The following is an 18,808-nucleotide window of genomic DNA, read 5'->3' as shown; positions in this document are numbered from 1 at the left end:
TCTCATGAGGCAAAGCGCGCGATGTGAAAGGGCTCAAGCGGCGTCTCGCACGCGCCCGTGGCGATGAGCTCGGCCATCGCATCGCCCACCCCGGGGCCGAGCTGGAAACCGTGGCCGCTGAAGCCGAAGGCATGGAAGAGCCCGGCGATGGCGGCCGATGGCCCCATCACCGGCAGCATGTCCTCCACATAGCCCTCGCAGCCTGACCATTGCCGGATCACAGCGACATCGCGCAGCGCCGGCACCAGCCTGACGATCTGCCTCAACTGTGCCGGAAGACGCCCCGGATCGGGACGGGCGTGGCCGGGCACGGGATCGACGGGGACGCGCGCCACCACGCCTCCGAACACCACGTTGCCACGCTCCACCTGACGCAGATAGGCGCCATGCGCGCTCGACCAGACCCCGACCACTGGGTGGATGCGGTGCGGCAGGGGCTCGGTCACCGCCATCTGCGGGCCGAAGGTCGCGAGCGGAACATCCTCGCCGAAGGAGGCCGCCACCGCCTTGCCCCAGGCACCGGCGCAATTGAGCAGGACATCGCCCTCGATAAGACCCCCGTCGGTCTCCAGCGCGAAGCCGGAAGGCGTCCGGCGGATCGACGTCACCGGCGTCTCTTCGAGGATGCGCGCCCCGGCGCGCGCCGCGGCCTCGGCGAAGGCCGGCGACACCAGCCGGGGATTGGCCGAGCCGTCGTCGGGCGAGAAGGAGGCGGCGATCGCCTCGGGACCGAGACCGGGAAACCGGCGGCGTATGTCGGCCGGCCCCAGCTCCTCCAGATCGAGCCCCCAGGGGCGTGCGTCCTCGGCATAGCGGCGCATCAGGTCGAGCCCGTCCGCGTCGAAGATCAGTCGCAGGTGACCTGTGGCACGGAATTCCACGTCGCGGCCCAGAAGAGCCTCGGCGCGGTTCCACAGCGCAAGCGAGCGGTGGGCGAGCGGCAGTTGCGGCAGGTAGCGGCCGCTGCGGCGGATATTGCCGAAGGAGGCGACCGTGGCCCCCGTTCCGATGCGGTTGCGCTCGATCAGCGTGGTGCGGATGCCCCGTCGGGCAAGGAAGAAGGCCGAGGCCGTGCCCATAAGCCCGCCGCCCAGAACGATCGCATCCATTCCGCCGCCTTTCTCAGTGTCTGGCGGGCCCATCAGAGCCGGCGAACCCTCTTTCGTCAAAGACCGGAACGTGGGAAACCTATAAGCTCAGTCTATGGAGTTTCCATGCGCGTCCGACAGCTCGAAGTCTTCACCGCCGTCATGCGGGCGGGCACCGTCACCGGCGCCGCCCGGCTGCTCAACATCTCGCAACCGGCGCTGAGCCAGATCCTCATCCATGCGGAGGATGAACTGGGCTTTGCGCTTTTCGACCGCGAGAAGGGGCGGCTCCGCCCCACGCCCGAGGCGAGGGAGCTCTATCCGGAGGCCGAACGCCTGTTCGCCGGCCTGGAAGGCATGCGGCGCAAGACGTCGGACCTCCGGCTGGGGCGGGCGGGACTGGTGCGGGTCGCCGCTTCGCCGCCGCCGGCCATGGCCCTGCTGCCGCAGGCCCTGGCGAGCTTTCGCGCCCAGCACCCGGACATCATTCTGCGGACCCACGTCGCGCCCATCGCTTCCATGGTCGCCCTCTTGCGCGCCGGCGATGCGGCGCTGGCGTTGGCGCTCGACGACAATCTGCCGCCGGATATCGGCGTGGAGAGACTGGCCGCGACCGCCTTCTGCTGCCTGTTGCCCGAGGACCATCCGCGTGCCGCCACCGCATCGCTCTCCTTTGCCGATCTCCTTGATGAGGCGGTCATATCCTACCGCAACCTGACCCGTCCCCACGAGGAACTGGAGGCTGCGGCCCGTGCGCAAGGCGCGGGTTTCCGGCCCGACATCGAAATCGATTCGTCCATCGCCGCGGTGGGCTTCGTTCAGGCCGGGCTCGGTATCGCGGTGGTCGATGCGCTTTTGCCTTGGAAGCAATATCCGGGCATCTGCATGACGGCGCTCGCAGGCAGTCCGCGCGTGCCGCTGTCGCTGCTGACGCTGAAGGACAAGGCCTTGTCGCGGGCGGAGGAAATCCTGAGAGGCCACATTCGCACCAGCTGTGCCGATTTGGCATAAGTTGAACTTATGCAGTCTGCCGGGATGCGTCTTGGACGCTCCGCCCCCTTTCTGGTTGCTTGCGGGCAACGAACCAGAAAGGACGGATCCACATGGATGCCAGCGCTTCCCCCAGCATGTCCAAAGGCGCTCCCGCAGCCGACTGGAAGATCGGTGTCGATATCGGGGGCACCTTCATGGATTTCTGTGCCCTCGAGACCCGCTCGGGCCGGATCGCCTCGCTGAAGGTGCTGACCACCCCGGACAATCCGGGGGCGGAGCTCCTGACCGGGCTCGATCTTCTGGCCGAGCGGGAGGGCCTGGCGCCGGAAACGGTGAGCCGTTTCGTGCATGGCACCACCGTAGGCATCAACACCATCCTGCAGCGCAAGGGCGCGCGGATGGCGCTGATCACCAATGCCGGGTTCGAGGACGTGATCGAGCTGGCGCGGCTGCGCATGCCGGACATGTATTCCCTGTTCTGCAACCGCCCGGAGCCGCTGGTCACCCGCGACTGCATCTTCGGCATTCCCGTGCGCCTGCATGCCGATGGCAGCGAAGGTTCGGCGCCGGAAACAGGGGCCGTCGCCGAGGCGGTCGCCAATGCCGTCACGGGGGCGAGAGCCGCCGGCGTTCAGGGCATCATCGTTGCCCTTCTGCACAGCTGGCGCGACGCGGCGCAGGAGGCGGCCATCAAGGCGGCAATCGAGGCGCAGGCACCGGATCTGTTCGTCTTCACCTCCGCGGAGGTCTGGCCCGTCATCCGCGAATACGAGCGCTGGTCAACCGCGATCCTGAACGGCTACGTCCACCCGCGCGTCTCCGGCTATCTGGAGGCTCTGGAAAGCCGGCTCGAGGCGCGCGGCGTACCCGCCCGGGCGATGCTGACGAAATCCAACGGCGGGCTGATGAGCGCGGGCGAGGGGCGGCGCGATTGCGTCTCCATGCTGCTGTCGGGCACCGCATCCGGCGTCATCGGCGCGGCCTGGCTCGCCCGACAGGCGGATGAGGCGAAGGTGCTTACCCTCGACATCGGCGGCACCTCGGCGGACTTCGCGCTGATCGTCGACGGCGCTGTGCAGTTCGGCACGGACGAGCTGATCGGCGAATTCCCGCTGCACATTCCCTCCGTCTCCGTCAGCTCCATCGGCATAGGCGGCGGCTCGGTGGCCACTGTGGACGGCCAGGGCGTGCTGCGGGTGGGGCCGGAGAGCGCAGGTTCGTTGCCCGGGCCGGCATGCTACGGGCGCGGGGGCACCCGTGCGACGGTGACCGACGCCATGGCCGTTTGCGGCTGGCTCGGCCATTCGGCCATGGCCTACGGGCAGTTGCAGATGGATGTGGACCTCGCCCGCCGGGCCGTGGGCGTGCTCGCGGAGCAGCTCGGCCGCGGTCTTGAGGAAACGGCGCAGGCGATCCTCGACATCACCATTTCCGAAATGTTCGTGGAAGTGGAGAAGCTCTCCTCGCGCGCAGGCGTGGACCTGCGCGACTTCGCGCTGATGCCGTTCGGCGGCGGCGGGCCGATGCTGGGGGCCTTCCTTGCCCGCGAACTCGGCATGAGCCGGGTCATCGCCCCGCGCCGCCCCGGGGTGGTCTCCGCACTTGGCGGCCTCGTCGCGGATCTGCGCGGCGACTTCATCCGCACCGTCTACGCCGATCTCCACCGCTCGCACCTTCACCGCCTCGGGCAAGATTTCCGTTCGCTTTGCGACGAGGGCAGGGACTGGCTCGCCGCACAGGGCCATGAGGGTGCTGCCGATCTCAGGCTTTCGGCGGACATGCGCTATGCCGGCCAGAGCTACGAGATCGAGGTGGCGTTGGAGCCGGCGTGGCTGGAGCGCCCGGAAAGGATCGCGGAGGCGTTCCACGAGACCCACCGGCGGATCTACGACTTCAATGACCCGGACGGCCGGATCGAGATCGTGAACCTGCGGCTCTCCGCCATCGGGGCAGGGCCCAAGCCCGTCTTCCCGACGGTGGACGCGGTCCCTGTCCCCGCCACGCCCGACCGCACGGTGCAGGTCTATCGCCACGGCTTTGCTGACGTTGCGCTCTACGAGCGCGGCGGGCTGACGAGCGGCGCGCGCTTCGAGGGGCCGGCGGTCGTCGTCCAGGAGGACACGACCTTCGCCATTCCGGAAAAAGCGTCGGCGCGGGTCGATCCTCACCTCAACATCCACCTAACGATTGCGGAGTAGACCCATGTTCGACCGGATGACCCTCCAGGTGCTCGCCAACCATGCGCGCGCGGCGGCCGAGAACATGGCCCACACCCTGCACCGCACGGCCCATTCCGCCTTCGTCAAGGAGACGCAGGATTTCACGGTCATGCTGATGGACCGCCGGGGCGACACTTTCGCGGTGCCCATGGAACTCGGCGCGACCTGGTATCCCGGCCTGACATATGGCCGGGCCATCGACATGGTGGACGACTACCGGCCCGGCGATGTGGCATTCACCAACGATCCCTATTCCGGCCATGTGGCCACCCACGCGCCCGACACCCATTTGTGGAAACCTGTCTTTGCGGGCGACGACATCGTCGCCTGGACGGGCGGCCACATCCACAACACCGACATGGGCGGCGCCGTGCCCGCCTCACTGTCGCGCTCGCTGACCGAGATCCATCAGGAGGGCATCCGCTTTCCGCCCATGAAGCTGGTGCGCGAGGGCGTGTTCGATGAACAGATCCTGCGGATCATGGAAACCAACGTGCGCAAGCCCGCGCTCAATATCGGTGATATCAAGGCGCTCGTGGGGGCCCTGAACACCGGCGAGCGCAAGGTCCATGCGATGATCGAGCGTTTCGGCAAACAGGGGTTCCTGACCGGCGTCGACGCGTTGAAGGAGCAGGCGGAGGCGCAGGCGCGCGACATTCTGCGCGCGATCCCCGACGGCGATTACGTCTTCGCAGACTATGCGGATGAGGACAGCGACAACGCCAATCCGTGCCGGTTGAAGCTGACCTTGCGCATTCGCGGAGACGAGGCGGTTCTGGATTTCACCGGTTCGGACCCGCAGCTGGCCAGCTCGCTGAACGTGCCTTCGGGCGGCGATCCGCGCCACACCATACTGCTCGTCGGCGTCTATTACGTTCTCTACACGCTCAACCCGCGCATCCTGCTCAACACCGGCCTCACGCGGCCCTTCACCTGCATCGCGCCGGAAGGCACGGTGCTGAACCCGGTGGCGCCGGCCGCCGTGGGCATGCGCTCGCTCGTGTGCGCGCGCCTGCGCTCGGTGATCTTCGGTGCCTTCTCGCAGGCACTGCCTGAAAAGATGCCGGCGGCCCCGGCCGGCAACAATTGCATCGTCAATGTGATGACGCGCGACGAGCGCACCCGCAAGCTGGTCATCGCCGCGGTCAATCCGGTGGTCGGCGGCGGTGGCGGCATGCCCCACCGCGACGGCACCAACGGGTCGGGCGCCGATGCCGCCTATCTGAAGAACACGCCAATCGAGATCACCGAGACCGAGGTGCCGGTGGAGTTCATAAAATACGGACTGGCGCGCGACACCGGCGGCGCAGGCCGCTGGCGCGGCGGGCTTGCGACCGAAATGGCGTTCAAGGTCTTTTCGCCCGACACGCGCATCACGGCGCGCAATCGTGACCGTTCCTTCTTCCGTCCCTGGGGTATTCTGGGTGGGCGCGCGGCGGGGCTTTCCGACATGATCGTCAACCCGGGCCGGGACGATGAACGCCGGCTTGGAAACATCGACACGGCCGTTTTGCAGCCCGGAGACATTCTGGAAATCCGCTCCGCGGGCGGCGGCGGGCGCGGCAATCCGATGGAACGCGAGCCCTGGCGCGTGGCGCGCGATGTGGCCCGAGGTTATGTGTCAGAGCACGCTGCCCGTACCGACTATGGCGTGGTGCTGCGCGAGGGGCAGGTGGACGAAGAGGAAACGCGCCGCTGCCGTGCCGCAGCCGCCATGCCGAAGGGCCATTTCCATTTCGGCCCCGAGCGTGACGGCTACGAGGCGCAGTGGACGACGGCGGCCTATGATCGGCTGACCGCGATCCTGGCGGACCTGCCGATCCACTGGCGCTTCTTCGCCAAGACGGAGATCTTCCGGCGCATGAGCGGACGAAAGGGTGTGCAGGGCGTCGATCTGGCCTTCGCGGAGACCTGCGAACGTTTTCCGGATCTGCCCCGTCCGGCCTTCCTGAGCGAGGTGGCGGAGTGAGACCGGCGGCGGGCCGGTTCGTCCGGGTGGCGGAGACGGAAACACGCGCGCGCCTCACCCTGAGCTTCGACGGGGAGACGGTGAGCGCGCTGGAGGGAGACACGGTGCTGACGGCGCTTCTCACCGCGCGCCGGAGCCTGCGCAAGGCCGAATTCGGACCCGAGCGCCGCGCGGGCTTCTGCCTGATGGGCGCCTGTCAGGATTGCTGGGTGTGGCAGGAGGACGGCGTCCGCCTTCAGGCATGCCGGACGCCCGCACGCGATGGAATGCGCCTGCGCTCCGGCGCACCGGAGATCTGGCCCGATATCGGAGCAGATACCGGACCGGAGACGACGCCATGACCCGTGTGCTGATCGTCGGTGCCGGGCCGGCCGGCATCCGCGCCGCCGAAACGCTCGCCGCTGCCGGCCTTCGTCCGCAGATCGTGGATGAGGGCGAGCGCGCGGGTGGGCAGATCTATCGCAGGCCGCCCCCCGGCTTCACCCGTCCCCCGCGCAGCCTCTACGGCTCGGAAGCTACAAAGGCCGTGGCGCTGCACCGGACTTTCGACGGGCTCGTGCGCGAGGGGCGGGTGGACCACCTCCCCCGTGCGACCGTGTTCGCGCTCGCCGATGGCGTCGCCCATATCGTGCAGGAGGGCACGGTGCGCCGGATCGCGTACGACCGGCTGATCCTCGCCACGGGCGCGAGCGACCGGCTCGCCCCCGTTCCCGGCTGGCAGGCGCCGGGCGTCTACAGCCTCGGCGCCATGCAGATCGCGCTGAAGTCGCAAGGGGTGGCGCTCGGGCGCAGGCTCGTGCTGGCCGGATCCGGCCCCTTGCTGACCCTTGTCGCTCATCAACTGATAAAGGCCGGAGCGGACGTCGCCGCCGTGCTTGATACGGCCCCGCTCGCGGCGCAGGCCGCCGGCGGCGTTTCCATGGCGCTCGCGCGTCCGCTCGTGACCCTGCGCGGGCTCGTCCTGCGCGCGAGGCTCGGCCGACACTATCATCCCGGCGCGACGCTGGACCGGATCGAGGCTGACGCCGGTGGCCCCACCGCCCTGCGCTGGCGCGACGCGGCGGGCCGTGCGCGGGTCAGTTCGTGCGATGCGGTCGCGCTCGGCTGGCATCTGCGCGCCGAAACCCATCTTGCGGATCTGGCTGGCGCGCGGTTCGAATGGTCGCCTATCTGGCATCAATGGCTTCCGGTTGCGGACGCCATGGGCCGCGCCGGAAACGGGCTCTATCTGGCTGGTGACGGCCTGCGCCTGCTCGGTGCCGACGGGGCCGAGATCGCCGGACGCCTTGCCGCGATCGCCTGCCTTCGCGACATGTCCCTGGCTGCCTCGGACCCTGGAAAGGATCTGCGCCGGCTGGCACGAATGACAAGCTTCGCCAAAGGCGTTGCGAGCGCGTTTCCGTGGCCCGCCGACATGGTGCGCAACTTGTCCGGAGAAACCGTGCTGTGCCGGTGCGAGGGGGTGACGGTGGCCGATGCCCGCTCCGCGCTCGCCCTTGCCGGTCCCGAGGCGAACCGGGTCAAGTCGCTCGCCCGCGTCGGGATGGGGCGCTGTCAGGGGCGCTATTGTCAGCTCGCGGGCGCGGAAATCGTTGCCGGCGAAACCGGCCGTACGCTGTGCGAGGTCGGGCGGCTGCGCGCGCAACCGCCTGTCCGGCCCATTCCCGTGTCCGCGTTTCTGCAGGCGGATCCCGATACCTGACGCGGGGTGCTGCTGGGCCGAATCTTTTGCTTCGCCCCGATCTGCCGGCCAGTGGAATATGCCGCCGATCTGCGCGTTTCGGCATCATGCGCCGCCCCCCGTCTGCGACGCTGCGGCTCCACCATGTGAGAAGCCCCATGACGCTCGCTTTCAATCCGTCCAGCCTGTCCGTTCCCGCCTGCCACCATATCGGTGGCCAGTTTGTGGAGGGTGCGGAAGAAATCCCGGTCACAGCGCCTTCAAGCGGCGGCGACCTTCAACCGATCCCACGCGCCGACGCCGCGATGGTCGATCGCGCCGTGCAGAGCGCGCGCGCTGCGTTGAAGAGTTCCGGTTGGGCGCAAGCCGCGCCGCGCGAACGCCTGCGCGCGCTTTGCCGGTGGGCTGACCTGATCGAGCAGGAGGCCGTGCGTCTTGCGCAGCTTGAGGCGGTCTGTTCGTCCCGGCCCGTCGCCCAGGCCAAGGCCGGAGACATAGCGATCTCCGCGGAGCAGATCCGCTTCTTCGCCGAATTCGCGGACAAGGAAGGAGGCGATCTCGTTCCTGTTGCCGGCGATCAGTTCGGCTACATCGCCAGCGAGCCCTACGGAGTGATCGGCGCGATCACGCCCTGGAATTTTCCCGTTTCCATGGCCGCCTGGAAGCTCGGCCCCGCCCTTGCCGCCGGCAACGCCGTGGTGCTGAAGCCGTCGGAAATGACGCCCTATTCCACGCTCCATCTGGCCGAGCTTGCGGTGCGCGCAGGCCTTCCGGCTGGGCTCGTCAACGTGGTTCTGGGCGACGGGCCGGTTACCGGATCGGCGATCACCGGGCATCCGGATATCGCCAAGATATCCTTCACCGGCTCCACCCGCGCGGGCGGGCAGATCATGGAAAACATCGCGCGCACCGGCATCAAGCCGATGACGCTGGAACTGGGCGGCAAGAGCCCCGTCGTCGTCTTCGCCGATGCCGATCTGGATCTGGCCGCCGACTGCATCGACCGGGGCATCACGGCCAATGCCGGTCAGGTCTGCGTGGCCGGCTCCCGGCTCATCGTCGCGCGCGAGATCGCCGAAGACCTCGCCGCCAGATTGATCGAGCGGTTCGCCCGCCACCAGCCGCGCGCGACCTGGGAGGAGGACGCCGGCTTCTCGCCGATCATTTCGGAAAACCAGCTCGCCCGCATCGACGGTATCGTTCGCGCCGCCACGCAGGAAGGCGCGGAGATCCTGTGCGGCGGCGAGCGCTTCGACCGGCCAGGCAGTTTCTATCGGCCGACCCTCATTGCCGGTGCGGACGCGGAAAACCCGGCCATCCGGGAAGAGATCTTCGGACCCGTCGCCACCTTCCAGACCTTCGAGACGGAGGAGGAAGCGATGGCGCTCGCCAATCATCCGACTTACGGCCTATGTTCCGGTCTGTTCACCCGCGATCTTTCCCGCGCCCTGCGTCTTGCCAAGGCGTTCGAGGCGGGAACCGTCTGGGTCAATCGCTACGGACGCTCCCGCGATCACATCCTGCCCACCGGCGGCTGGAAGTCGAGCGGCCTCGGCAAGGATCTCGGACGTGAGGCCTACAACGCCAACCGGCGAGCGAAGTCGGTCCTGATCGACCTTTGATTTCACAAGGAATGCTCATGAAGACCCACAAGCTGGCCCTCATCCCCGGCGACGGCATCGGCGTGGACGTGACCGATGCCACGATGCAGGTCCTCGATGCGGCCGCAAACTTGTTCGGCTTCGCGCTGGCGTGCGAGACCTTTCCCTGGTCGTGCGAATACTACCTGAAGCACGGGGCGATGATGCCCGAGGATGGCATCGAAACGCTTCGGGCCTTCGACGCGATCTACCTGGGCGCGGTCGGCTGGCCGGCGAGCGTTCCGGACGCGGTCTCACTGCACGGGCTGCTTCTGCCGATCCGCAAGGCGTTCAACCTCTATGCCAATATCCGCCCTCACCGGCTGCTTCCCGGCGTCGAGGGGCCGCTGAAGGCGCAGGGCTTCGATATCCTGTGCATTCGCGAGAACACCGAAGGCGAGTATTCCGGCGCCGGCGGACGCGTTCACCAGGGGCAGGACAACGAGGTCGCGGTCGAGACCTCCGTCTTCACCCGCCGCGGCGTCGAGCGCATCCTGCGCTTCGCCTTCGAGCAGGCGCGGGCCCGGCGCAGGCACCTGACCTCGGTCACCAAGTCCAACGCTCAGAAATACTCGATGGTTTTCTGGGACGAGATCACCCGCGAACTGGCGCGCGAGTACCCGGACGTCACGGTCGCCCACATGCACATCGATGCCATGGCGGCAAAGATGGTGATGGCCCCCGATGAGCTCGACGTGGTGGTCGCCTCGAACCTCTTCGGCGACATCCTGACCGACCTCGGCGCCGCCATCCAGGGCGGGCTCGGGTTTGCGGCCTCCGCCAATATCGGTCCCGATCGCACAGGCCCCTCGATGTTCGAACCGGTGCACGGATCTGCCCCGGATATCGCCGGCAAGGACATCGCCAGCCCCATCGCCGCCATCTGGTCGGGCGCGATGATGCTGGAGCATCTGGGCGAGAGCGACGCGGCGGCGGCCGTGCTCAAGGCCATCGAAACGACAACCGCGAAGGGCATCGGCATCCGCCCCGGTTCTCATTCCACCGGTGAAATCACCGCGACCATCGTCGCTGAACTCGGAGACTGACATGCAGCTCAAGGATCCGGATCTCTTCCGCCAGTCCGCCCTGATCGACGGCGCGTGGATCGCGCGTGCCGACATGGACGTGATCAACCCGGCGAGCGGTGCCGTCATGGGAACCATGCCGGACATTACGGCGGCGGAGACGGAAGGCGCCATCGCCGCCGCCGCCGAGGCGATGACGGCGTGGAAGGCGCGCACCCACGCGGAGCGGGCGGATCTGCTGATGCGCTGGTATCAGCTCATGCTCGACAACGCCGACGATCTCGCGCAGATCCTCACCGCCGAACAGGGCAAGCCGCTGGCGGAAGCGAAGGGAGAGATCCTCTACGGTGCCTCCTTCGTGCGCTGGTTCGCGGAAGAGGCGCGGCGGATCAACGGCCACATCATCCCCTCGCCGGTCGCGGGCAAGAAGATCTTCGCGATGAAGGAGCCCGTGGGCGTGTGCGCCATCATCACGCCGTGGAACTTTCCCAACGCCATGATCACCCGCAAGGTGGCGCCGGGGCTCGCCGCCGGCTGCACCATGGTGATCAAGCCCTCCGACTTCACGCCCTATTCGGCACTGGCGCTCGGCGTGCTTGCCGAGCGGGCCGGCATCCCCAAGGGCGTCATCAACATCGTGACGGGCCGGCCGGAAGAGATCGGCGCGACGCTCACCGGTTCACCCGTCGTGCGCAAGCTCTCCTTCACCGGTTCGACGCGGGTCGGCGCCCTGCTGGCCGAACAATGCGCGCCCACGCTCAAGAAGCTGTCGCTGGAACTGGGCGGCAACGCGCCCTTCGTGGTCTTCGACGACGCCGATCTCGATGCGGCAGTGGAGGGCGCGATGGTCTCCAAGTTCCGCAATGGCGGGCAGACCTGCGTCTGCGCCAACCGGCTGCTGGTCCAGTCGGGCATCCACGACGCCTTCGTGGCTGCGCTGGCGGAGCGGGTGGATGCCTTGAAGGTCGGGGATGGGATGGAAGCGGGAACCCAGATCGGCCCGATGATCAACCAGGCGGCGATCACCAAGATTTCCGCTCATGTGGAAGACGCACTGGAAAAGGGTGCGACCCGCGTGACCCGGCAGCGCCGGCTGGCCGCGCAATTCGCCGATCCGGTGGTGCTGACGGGCGCGACGACGGAGATGCGGCTGGCGGGCGAGGAGACCTTCGGCCCGGTGGCGCCGATCTTCCGGTTCGAGACCGAGGAAGAGGCGCTGGAGATCGCCAACGGCACGCCCTACGGGCTGGCGGCCTATTTCTACACCCGCGACATGGCCCGCGCCTTCCGTTTCGGCGAGGCGCTGGAATTCGGCCTCGTCGGGCTGAACACCGGCGTCGTCAGCCATGAGGTCGCGCCGTTTGGTGGCGTCAAATCCTCAGGCCTTGGCCGGGAAGGCGCGCAGGAAGGCATCGAGGAATATCTGGAAACCAAGGCTTTCCATTTCGGCGGTCTGTGAGCGAGGGCCGCGCGGACTTGTCTCGATCGCAGCCATCCCCGCCGGGCGCGCCTTGCGTGTCCGGTTTCATGTCCGGTTTCATGCCCAGTCACATGTCTGGCCTCAGGCGCCCATGATCTGGACCATGCGGTTGGCGAGCGACAGGCGTTCGGCGAGCGTGGCGGCGAAGAGGCGGTGGGCAAGCACGGCGAGCGTGGCGTCCTCGGCCTCCAGTCGCCGCAGGGTTTCCCCCGTCAGGCGAAACAGCACCGCATCCTCCTCGATGATCACGTCGGCCGTGCGCGTGCCGCCGAGATAGAACGCGACCTCGCCCAGCACCGCGCCCGCGGTCATGCTGCGCAGGCGCATCGTGCGGCCCGTTCCAAGCGTGATCTGCACCTTCACCCGGCCCGATGCGAGAATGTAGATGTCGCTCGCCCGCTCTCCGGCGCGGATCAGTGTTTCGCCGGCGCCGAGTGCGATCCGCTCCATCTCTGAAACGAGCGCCGACAGGCGCGGATGGGGCCCCAGTTCGCGCAGCAGGTGGGCGGCGATGTCCTTACGCTGGCCGGTTTCGCCGAAACTGGCCAGAAGCCGGTCCTCGGCCGCCTCCAGGGCATGATCGAGATCCCGTTCCACGGTGACGGGCGTCGCCGGCGCGGCATCCCGGTCCCGCGCCTCGTCGGCGATCCGCGCCACATCCGGCCCGGCCGGCGACAGCACGAGCGCGACCTCGGCCGCCGCGAACCTACGGAAGATCTTGACGAAGCCGGCGGCCGCGGCGGAATCCATGCCGCTCACGTTCCGGAAGTCGAGGATCAGGCAGCGGGGCGGATCGGTCGCCTCGATGCGGCGGCGGATGGCGCGCACCACCTGGTCGACCGTGCCGAAGAACAGATAGCCCTGCAGTTCGATGACCTGGATGAGGTGGCCGTGCCGGTCGAGGATCGCATTTGCCGCGGGTGAGCGTTCGGTGCTGCTGCGCCGGTCGCGCCCGCTCGCCTCCAGCCGCAGCACCGGCAGGCGCGCGTAGGTGTAGACGAAGGTCACGATGGCGAAGACCAGTCCGAGTGCGATGCCGGTGACGAAGCCGAACACCACGACGCAGAGAACGATGGCAAGCACAACCGCCCATTCCAGCGGCGGCAGGTTCTTGCGCACCGCCAGCGCCCAGTCGTGCAGCAGCTCGCATCCCAGCATGAGCATCAGCCCGGCGGCGACGAAGAGCGGCACCGCGCAGGCAAGCTCGACCGCGAACGGCAGCGCAAGGCAGAGCACGAGCGCGGTGGCGATCCCGGCCGAGCGCCCCCTTGCCGCCAGCCGCCCGGCCAGCAACGTCATGCTGAGACCGGTGAAGCCCGGCGCGCCTCCGATCAGTCCGACCGCGAGATTGGCCGCGCCGGCGACCTTCAGTTCCCGGTTCGGGTCGATATCCCGGCCGGTCGCCGCCTCCAGACCGCCGGCGTTCAGCAGCAGGCCGGCGATGGTGATGAGCGGCAGGGTGGCGAGGAGAGGCAGCGCACGCAGAATGGCGCTCCAGTCCACCTGTTCGACCATGTGAAGCGGCGAAAGCGCGATCGACCCGGAGGAACCGGCGGCGGCCGGCAGCCAGTTGAGACGCCGGGCGTCAGCCGGGGAAAGCCCCGCGGCGGCGAGGGCGGCGTAGAACAGTGCGATGGCCGCGAACAGGATCGCGGTGGCGAGCAGCGGATTGCTCGACAGCCGCAGGCTGAGGCCAAGCGCCAGCGCAAAGCCCAGCGTGCAGCCGAGCATGGTGGTCGCCGCCGGATCGTGCAGAGCCCGGATCAGGCCGGCCGCATCGCTCGCGCCGCTGATCATCATCACCGCGCCCTGAACCAGCAGCCAGCCGGAACCGGCCAGAAATCCGGCAACCACCGAATAGGGCAGGAAGCGCACGAGCACGCCGAAGCGGAACCGGCCGGAAAGGTAGCACAGGAGCCCGGTGCCGAGGCTGCCGATGCTGAGAAGGGCGAAGACGGTGGCGATCTTCGTGCCCTCAGGGGCATGACCGATGGCGGCCACTGCAGCGGCTGCCGCCGTTGCCAGCACCCCGATATTGGCCTCCTGCACCTGGGCGAGGCTGGTCGGACAGCCGCTGCGCCAGGCCACGCCGACGGCGAGGATCACACAGCTGAGCAGCATGACCGTGACGCCGGCGCCGAAAGCGGAGGCAAGCGGCCCGGAAAAGATCAGGGCGGCGAAGGCGATGCTCGTGCCGAGGCTGTCGAGGCCGGCAATCAGCGCGAAGATCAGCGGGTTCAGGATAGTGCGGGTCGCGACGAAACGTGCGGCCATGGGCAGGGATCTCCAGAGTGCCTGGAAGGAAGGACGATGACGCGCGCGGGCGCAGCCTTAGCGCAAAAGACGTAAGGACTCCCCCGTCGCGCACGGCCTGGGACGGAATCCTCGCGGTCTGGGACAGGAGCGCGCGGATCGCGCCTTGGATGGGGCATTGGCAACCCCCTATAGAAGCGGCTGTCATCGGTGATCTCGGCGGTTCGATCAATGCCCTTGAAGATGAATTGTGCTGTCCGGCGCATCTTTTCCTTCGGACTTGCCGCCCTTGTCATCGTTGTTGCGGGAACGGGCGCACCGGAACTGTCGCTCGCGGCTTCGCCGCAGTACAACCATCCGCCGCGCGCATCGGCCGCCGAACGCCCCCGGCTGGAGGACCGCCGGCGGGCGCTGTTTAAGCGCATGATGGAGAACCCGGCGGATCTGGACGTCGCCTTCGAATACGCGGCGCTGTCCTCGCAGCTCGGCGATCTGGAGGGCGCGATCGCCACCCTGGAGCGCATGCTGATCTTCGCGCCCGGCCTGCCGCGCCTGCAGCTGGAGCTCGGCGTGCTCTATTTCCGTCTCGGCGCCTACGAGTCCGCCCGCGGCTATTTCGATGCGGCGCTCGCCGCGCCAGCCGTGCCCGAGGAAGTGCGGCACAAGGTCGAGACCTATCTGGCGGCCATCGACAGGAGGAGCAGCGGCTCCGCTGTCGCCGGCTCGATCACGGTGGGAACGCGCTACCAGTCGAACGCCAACAGCGCGCCGGCCTCCTCGCTCGTGACCCTGCGTGGACTGACCTACGAGCTTTCCGACGACGCGACGCGCGCGGCCGACGTCAACGGCTTCGCGAGCGGCGAAATCCGGTCGATTTTCGATCTGCCGGCCCAGGGGATCATCTTCAAGGCCAGCGCCCAGGCGCATGCGGAGACCTATGCGGATCTGGGCCACCTCAATCTCGGGCTGATCGAGGTCACCGCCGGTCCCTCGATCGATCTCAACCGCTTCGGCGTGCGCGGCTACACGCTGGACGTCTACGGCATCGGCGCCGGGGCGATGCTGTCGGGCGATCCGTTTCTGGCCTCCTTCGGCGCCGGGCTGCTGCTCGGCTCGCGCCAGACGCCGGACCTTTATGCGGGCCTGCGCGCGGAATATCGCCGGGAAACCTATTTCAATTCGGGCAGCAACCCGCTTCTGGATGAGAAGACTGGCGATCGGCTGCAGCTGCAGGCGCTCGCCAGCTATCGCGCGGCTCCTTCCGTCAATGTCAGCCTTGCCGGCATCGCCGACCGCTACATGGCCGAGACCGGCTACAATTCCTACTGGCAGGCGGCGGTCGTTGCCGGCATTTCTCTCGACTATGCCTCGCCGCTTGAGGCCTTGCCCCATGACTGGACGGTGTCCCTCTCCAGCCGGCTCTCGCACCGGCTCTACGACGAGGCAGACCCGATGTTCGGTTCCGACGAACAGGTCACGACCAAGTGGGCGTTCGATGTCACGCAGACCGTTCCGCTAAAGCCGGATCTCACCGCCCTCGTGCAGGCGGGATACGAGCACTCCTGGTCCAACTACGACACCTCCGAATTCGGCAACCTGTCGGTGAGGGTCGCACTGAAGAAGGTCTTCTGACATGCGCCCCATCGCAGACCGTGTTCTCGCCGCGGGGCTCGCCTTCGCCCTGGCCGGCCCGATGATGACCGCGAGCCTGCCTGTGCTCGCCGCGACGCAGGTCGGCGTCACCTCCGCCGTCAATCCCGAAGCTATCAGCCACGGCGCGGATGGCGCGACGCGGACGATCACGCTCGGCGAGGCGGTCATTCACAACGAGGAGATCAGCACCGGCGACGGGGGACTGGTGCAGATCCTGCTGGCCGATGGGACCACCTTCACCGTGGGGCCGCGCTCCCGTCTCACCATCGACAGCTACGTCTACGATCCCGATGCGGGAACCGCGCGGGTGACGGCCAGCCTCTCCAAAGGCTTCATGCGTTTCATCGGCGGGCGCACCTCCAAGACCGAGGGCGGGGCGACGATCAGGACGCCGATCGGCACCGCCGGCATTCGCGGCGCGGTGGTCGACATCGATCTTGGTCGGCTCGGGGCCAATAACGGGCGCGGGGAAGGGGGCCGGGCCGGCACGCCTCCGCACGTGTCGCTGATCTTCGGCGCGGAGGTGACGCTGGAGGCACGGGGCGTGCGCAACCGGCTGTTCCAGGCGGGCTATTCCATTGTCGTCGACGGCGGCAGGCACAAGGTGATGCGCACGCCGCCGGCCTTCCTGCGCGCCATGCAGACCTATCTCGCCGGGCGCCCCGGCGCGCGCGGCGGTGCGCCGGTTGCGCCGCGCGACGCGATGGTGCAGGCGAGCGGCGTCGATCGTCACAACTCGCAAAGCCCGCTGCCCGCGAACGTTCCGGTGCCGCAGCCACGGCCCGAGCCCCCGCGCGAGCGTGTCGCGGAAACCTCAAGGATCGAGGGGATCGAGCAGGCGGCGCGCGAGGCGTCGGGCGGCGGGGCGTCCACGGGGCAGGCGCGCACGGATGCGGTCCGCGTCCTCACCTCGCGCGCACCCGGCGATGGCGGCGGCAACGGCATTCTCGGCGGCTCCGCGGAGACCGACCGAACCGGCGCGCTCAGCGGCATCGAGGGCAAAAGCGGCGCGGTCACCGTGGCCGGCGGCGAAACGCTGAGCCTTCCGGTCTACGCCGACGGTGCCTTCTCCGCGCACGCGGTGAGCGGGGTCGCCTATGGCGGAGCGAGCTATTCCGGCACCGCCTATGTCGGGCAGGAGGGCTTCCGCGCCTACATGCTGAGTGATGGCGCCAACCCGCTTCATGTGATTTCCGGCAAGCCGACCGCCGATGTCGCGTCGCTCTTCTCGAGCCGACAGATCCGTCACTATTCCCTGAGCGCGGATGTGCTGGCGCCCGTCCTTGCCGGCGACGGCGCAACGATCCCCTTTGCTTATGGTCCAGCGCTTTCCGGGATCGACATGAGCGGCGCGGTTTCAAGCGACCTTCTCGTGGCCGGCACGCCCGACAACGTCAATCCCGATATCCTCGCCAAGGCCCTGCAGGTCTCTCTGGTGATCGCAGGTACCGGCGCCAGCCAGAGCTCGGCCATCGGCGTGACCACCGGCAACATCCAGCGTGTCGGCGAGGGCGGGGCCTATGGCTTGCGCGCCTCGCGCGGCGGCAGCGAACGCCTGGATGCCGGCGACGGCACCGCGTCCTATTCCGGCGCGGTGACGAGTGCCTCCAGCGCCGGCAGCGGCGCCACGTCGATCTTCGGCTCGAACGGTCAGAACATGGTCCTGACCAACGATCTCGACGACGCGGACGCCGCCTTCACCAACACCTACAATCCCGACGGCAGCCTGGCCGGCACCACGGTCGATTTCGCGACCGCCCATGTAGCCAATCTGGTCTCCACGGAAACCGCCGGGGCAAAGAGCTATGACGGTCGGACCCTGACCGGTTACAGTTCCGCCGCCGTGTCGGTGCTCGGCACAACCGTAGTGAAGGCGGGCACCACCACCATGGCTTTCGATGCCGCAAACGGCACCTTCAGCGCGACGTTCTTCCAGTTCGACACCGACGGCAATCCCTATAACGACGAGCTCGGCTTCACCGACAGCTACGGCGGCGCGGTCTATCTCGACGATGACCGTTTCGCCTCCTCCGGGGGACGCAACCGGGCCTACGTGGTGAGCGCGGACCTGACGCCGGCCAAAATCTTCGATGGCGGAACCTCCGCTGCGATCTGCACCTGCTCCTATCTGAAATGGGGCTGGTGGGGGAAGGCGGAGAGCGGGGAGGGGGGCACTTCGTCCGTGCATTTGGGAAACTGGGTCATCGGCGACGTGACCGACAATCTGGAAATGCCCTCCTCCGGCACGGCGACCTACACCGGCCACGCGGTGGGCACCGTCGTCAACGGTTCCAGCCAGTACATCGCCACCGGTGCCCTTTCCGCCTCCATGGACTTCGCCGCGCGCGCCGGCAACGTGTCGGTCAGCGATTTCGACGGCCATGCCTTCGGCAGCGACGTCAGCTTCGCCGGGTCTTCCACATTTGCCGGCACCTCCGGCGCGACCTCGATCACCGGTTCCTTCGTCAATGACGGGGCATCGCCCGCGCAGGGCGTGATCGGGTCCTTCACCACGTCCGAAGGCAGCTGGTCCGCCTCGGGCATCTTCGCCGGCGACAGGAACTGACGGGTCTTCGTGCGCCGCCCGTCACAAGCTTGAGCTGCCGTGGCCCTTGTCCTTTCCGTGCCTTCTCAAGCGCGCGCTTCCAAGATCCGTTGACCGCCCCGAAACGCTCCAATAATGATTCCAAACAGCAGGGGTGCGCTTCTTTGACGCGGGCCGCGATGTGGTGTGCACCGGCCGAAATAGTCGCCGCCTCCCCCGCATCGCCATCCGACCGTGGCGCGACATGGCCCTGCAGGCTTTG

General features: G+C 68.0%; 12 protein-coding genes. 10 read left to right on the top strand and 2 right to left on the bottom strand.

Translation table 11 applies throughout. The features are described 5' to 3' along the window. Positions 1-2 precede the first annotated feature (2 nt). Complete coding sequence (locus V2L18_RS09895) at positions 3-1,109, bottom strand: FAD-binding oxidoreductase (RefSeq protein ID WP_336178068.1); 1,107 nt, start codon at positions 1,107-1,109, stop codon at positions 3-5. Positions 1,110-1,214: 105 nt separating this feature from the next. Here V2L18_RS09895 and V2L18_RS09890 point away from each other — a divergent pair, with 105 nt between their 5' ends. The 8 genes from V2L18_RS09890 to V2L18_RS09855 all read left to right on the top strand — a co-directional run bounded on the left by V2L18_RS09890 (position 1,215) and on the right by V2L18_RS09855 (position 12,074). Continuing rightward, positions 1,215-2,099, top strand: coding sequence for a LysR family transcriptional regulator (locus V2L18_RS09890; protein WP_336178067.1), 885 nt, complete (start codon positions 1,215-1,217; stop codon positions 2,097-2,099). A gap of 92 nt (positions 2,100-2,191) precedes the next feature. Next, a complete protein-coding gene (locus V2L18_RS09885; protein WP_336178066.1) occupies positions 2,192-4,279 on the top strand; it encodes a hydantoinase/oxoprolinase family protein in 2,088 nt (695 codons plus the stop codon). 4 nt (positions 4,280-4,283) lie between these two features. Further along, positions 4,284-6,269, top strand: coding sequence for a hydantoinase B/oxoprolinase family protein (locus tag V2L18_RS09880; RefSeq protein WP_336178065.1), 1,986 nt, complete (start codon positions 4,284-4,286; stop codon positions 6,267-6,269). Then, positions 6,266-6,610: a (2Fe-2S)-binding protein gene (locus tag V2L18_RS09875; protein WP_336178064.1), complete on the top strand. Its 345-nt coding sequence runs from the start codon at positions 6,266-6,268 to the stop codon at positions 6,608-6,610. Before V2L18_RS09880 ends, V2L18_RS09875 begins: the two co-directional genes overlap by 4 nt. Next, positions 6,607-7,971 (top strand): FAD/NAD(P)-binding oxidoreductase, encoded by a 1,365-nt coding sequence (locus V2L18_RS09870; RefSeq protein WP_336178063.1) that lies wholly within the window; start codon positions 6,607-6,609, stop codon positions 7,969-7,971. Before V2L18_RS09875 ends, V2L18_RS09870 begins: the two co-directional genes overlap by 4 nt. 137 nt (positions 7,972-8,108) lie before the next feature. Beyond that, positions 8,109-9,572: an aldehyde dehydrogenase family protein gene (locus V2L18_RS09865; protein WP_336178062.1), complete on the top strand. Its 1,464-nt coding sequence runs from the start codon at positions 8,109-8,111 to the stop codon at positions 9,570-9,572. Between the two features lie 17 nt (positions 9,573-9,589). Beyond that, entirely contained in the window at positions 9,590-10,636 is a 1,047-nt protein-coding gene (locus V2L18_RS09860; protein WP_336178061.1) for a tartrate dehydrogenase, read from the top strand. A 1-nt stretch (position 10,637) separates the two neighbouring features. Beyond that, positions 10,638-12,074 carry an NAD-dependent succinate-semialdehyde dehydrogenase gene (locus V2L18_RS09855; protein ID WP_336178060.1) on the top strand — a complete coding sequence of 479 codons (1,437 nt, stop codon included), beginning with the start codon at positions 10,638-10,640 and terminating at the stop codon, positions 12,072-12,074. Positions 12,075-12,176: 102 nt separating this feature from the next. Here V2L18_RS09855 and V2L18_RS09850 read toward each other — a convergent pair whose 3' ends face one another. Further along, positions 12,177-14,369 carry a SulP family inorganic anion transporter gene (locus V2L18_RS09850; RefSeq protein ID WP_336178059.1) on the bottom strand — a complete coding sequence of 731 codons (2,193 nt, stop codon included), beginning with the start codon at positions 14,367-14,369 and terminating at the stop codon, positions 12,177-12,179. A gap of 210 nt (positions 14,370-14,579) precedes the next feature. Here V2L18_RS09850 and V2L18_RS09845 point away from each other — a divergent pair, with 210 nt between their 5' ends. Then, positions 14,580-15,980, top strand: coding sequence for a hypothetical protein (locus tag V2L18_RS09845; protein ID WP_336178058.1), 1,401 nt, complete (start codon positions 14,580-14,582; stop codon positions 15,978-15,980). 1 nt (position 15,981) lies between these two features. Continuing rightward, positions 15,982-18,567, top strand: coding sequence for a FecR domain-containing protein (locus V2L18_RS09840; protein WP_336178057.1), 2,586 nt, complete (start codon positions 15,982-15,984; stop codon positions 18,565-18,567). Positions 18,568-18,808: the final 241 nt, after the last annotated feature.

The organism is Breoghania sp. JC706 (assembly GCF_037026715.1).
Lineage (GTDB): Bacteria > Pseudomonadota > Alphaproteobacteria > Rhizobiales > Stappiaceae > Breoghania.
Note: the sequence above shows the minus strand (reverse complement) of the source record. Positions and strands in the feature narration are given on the sequence as shown.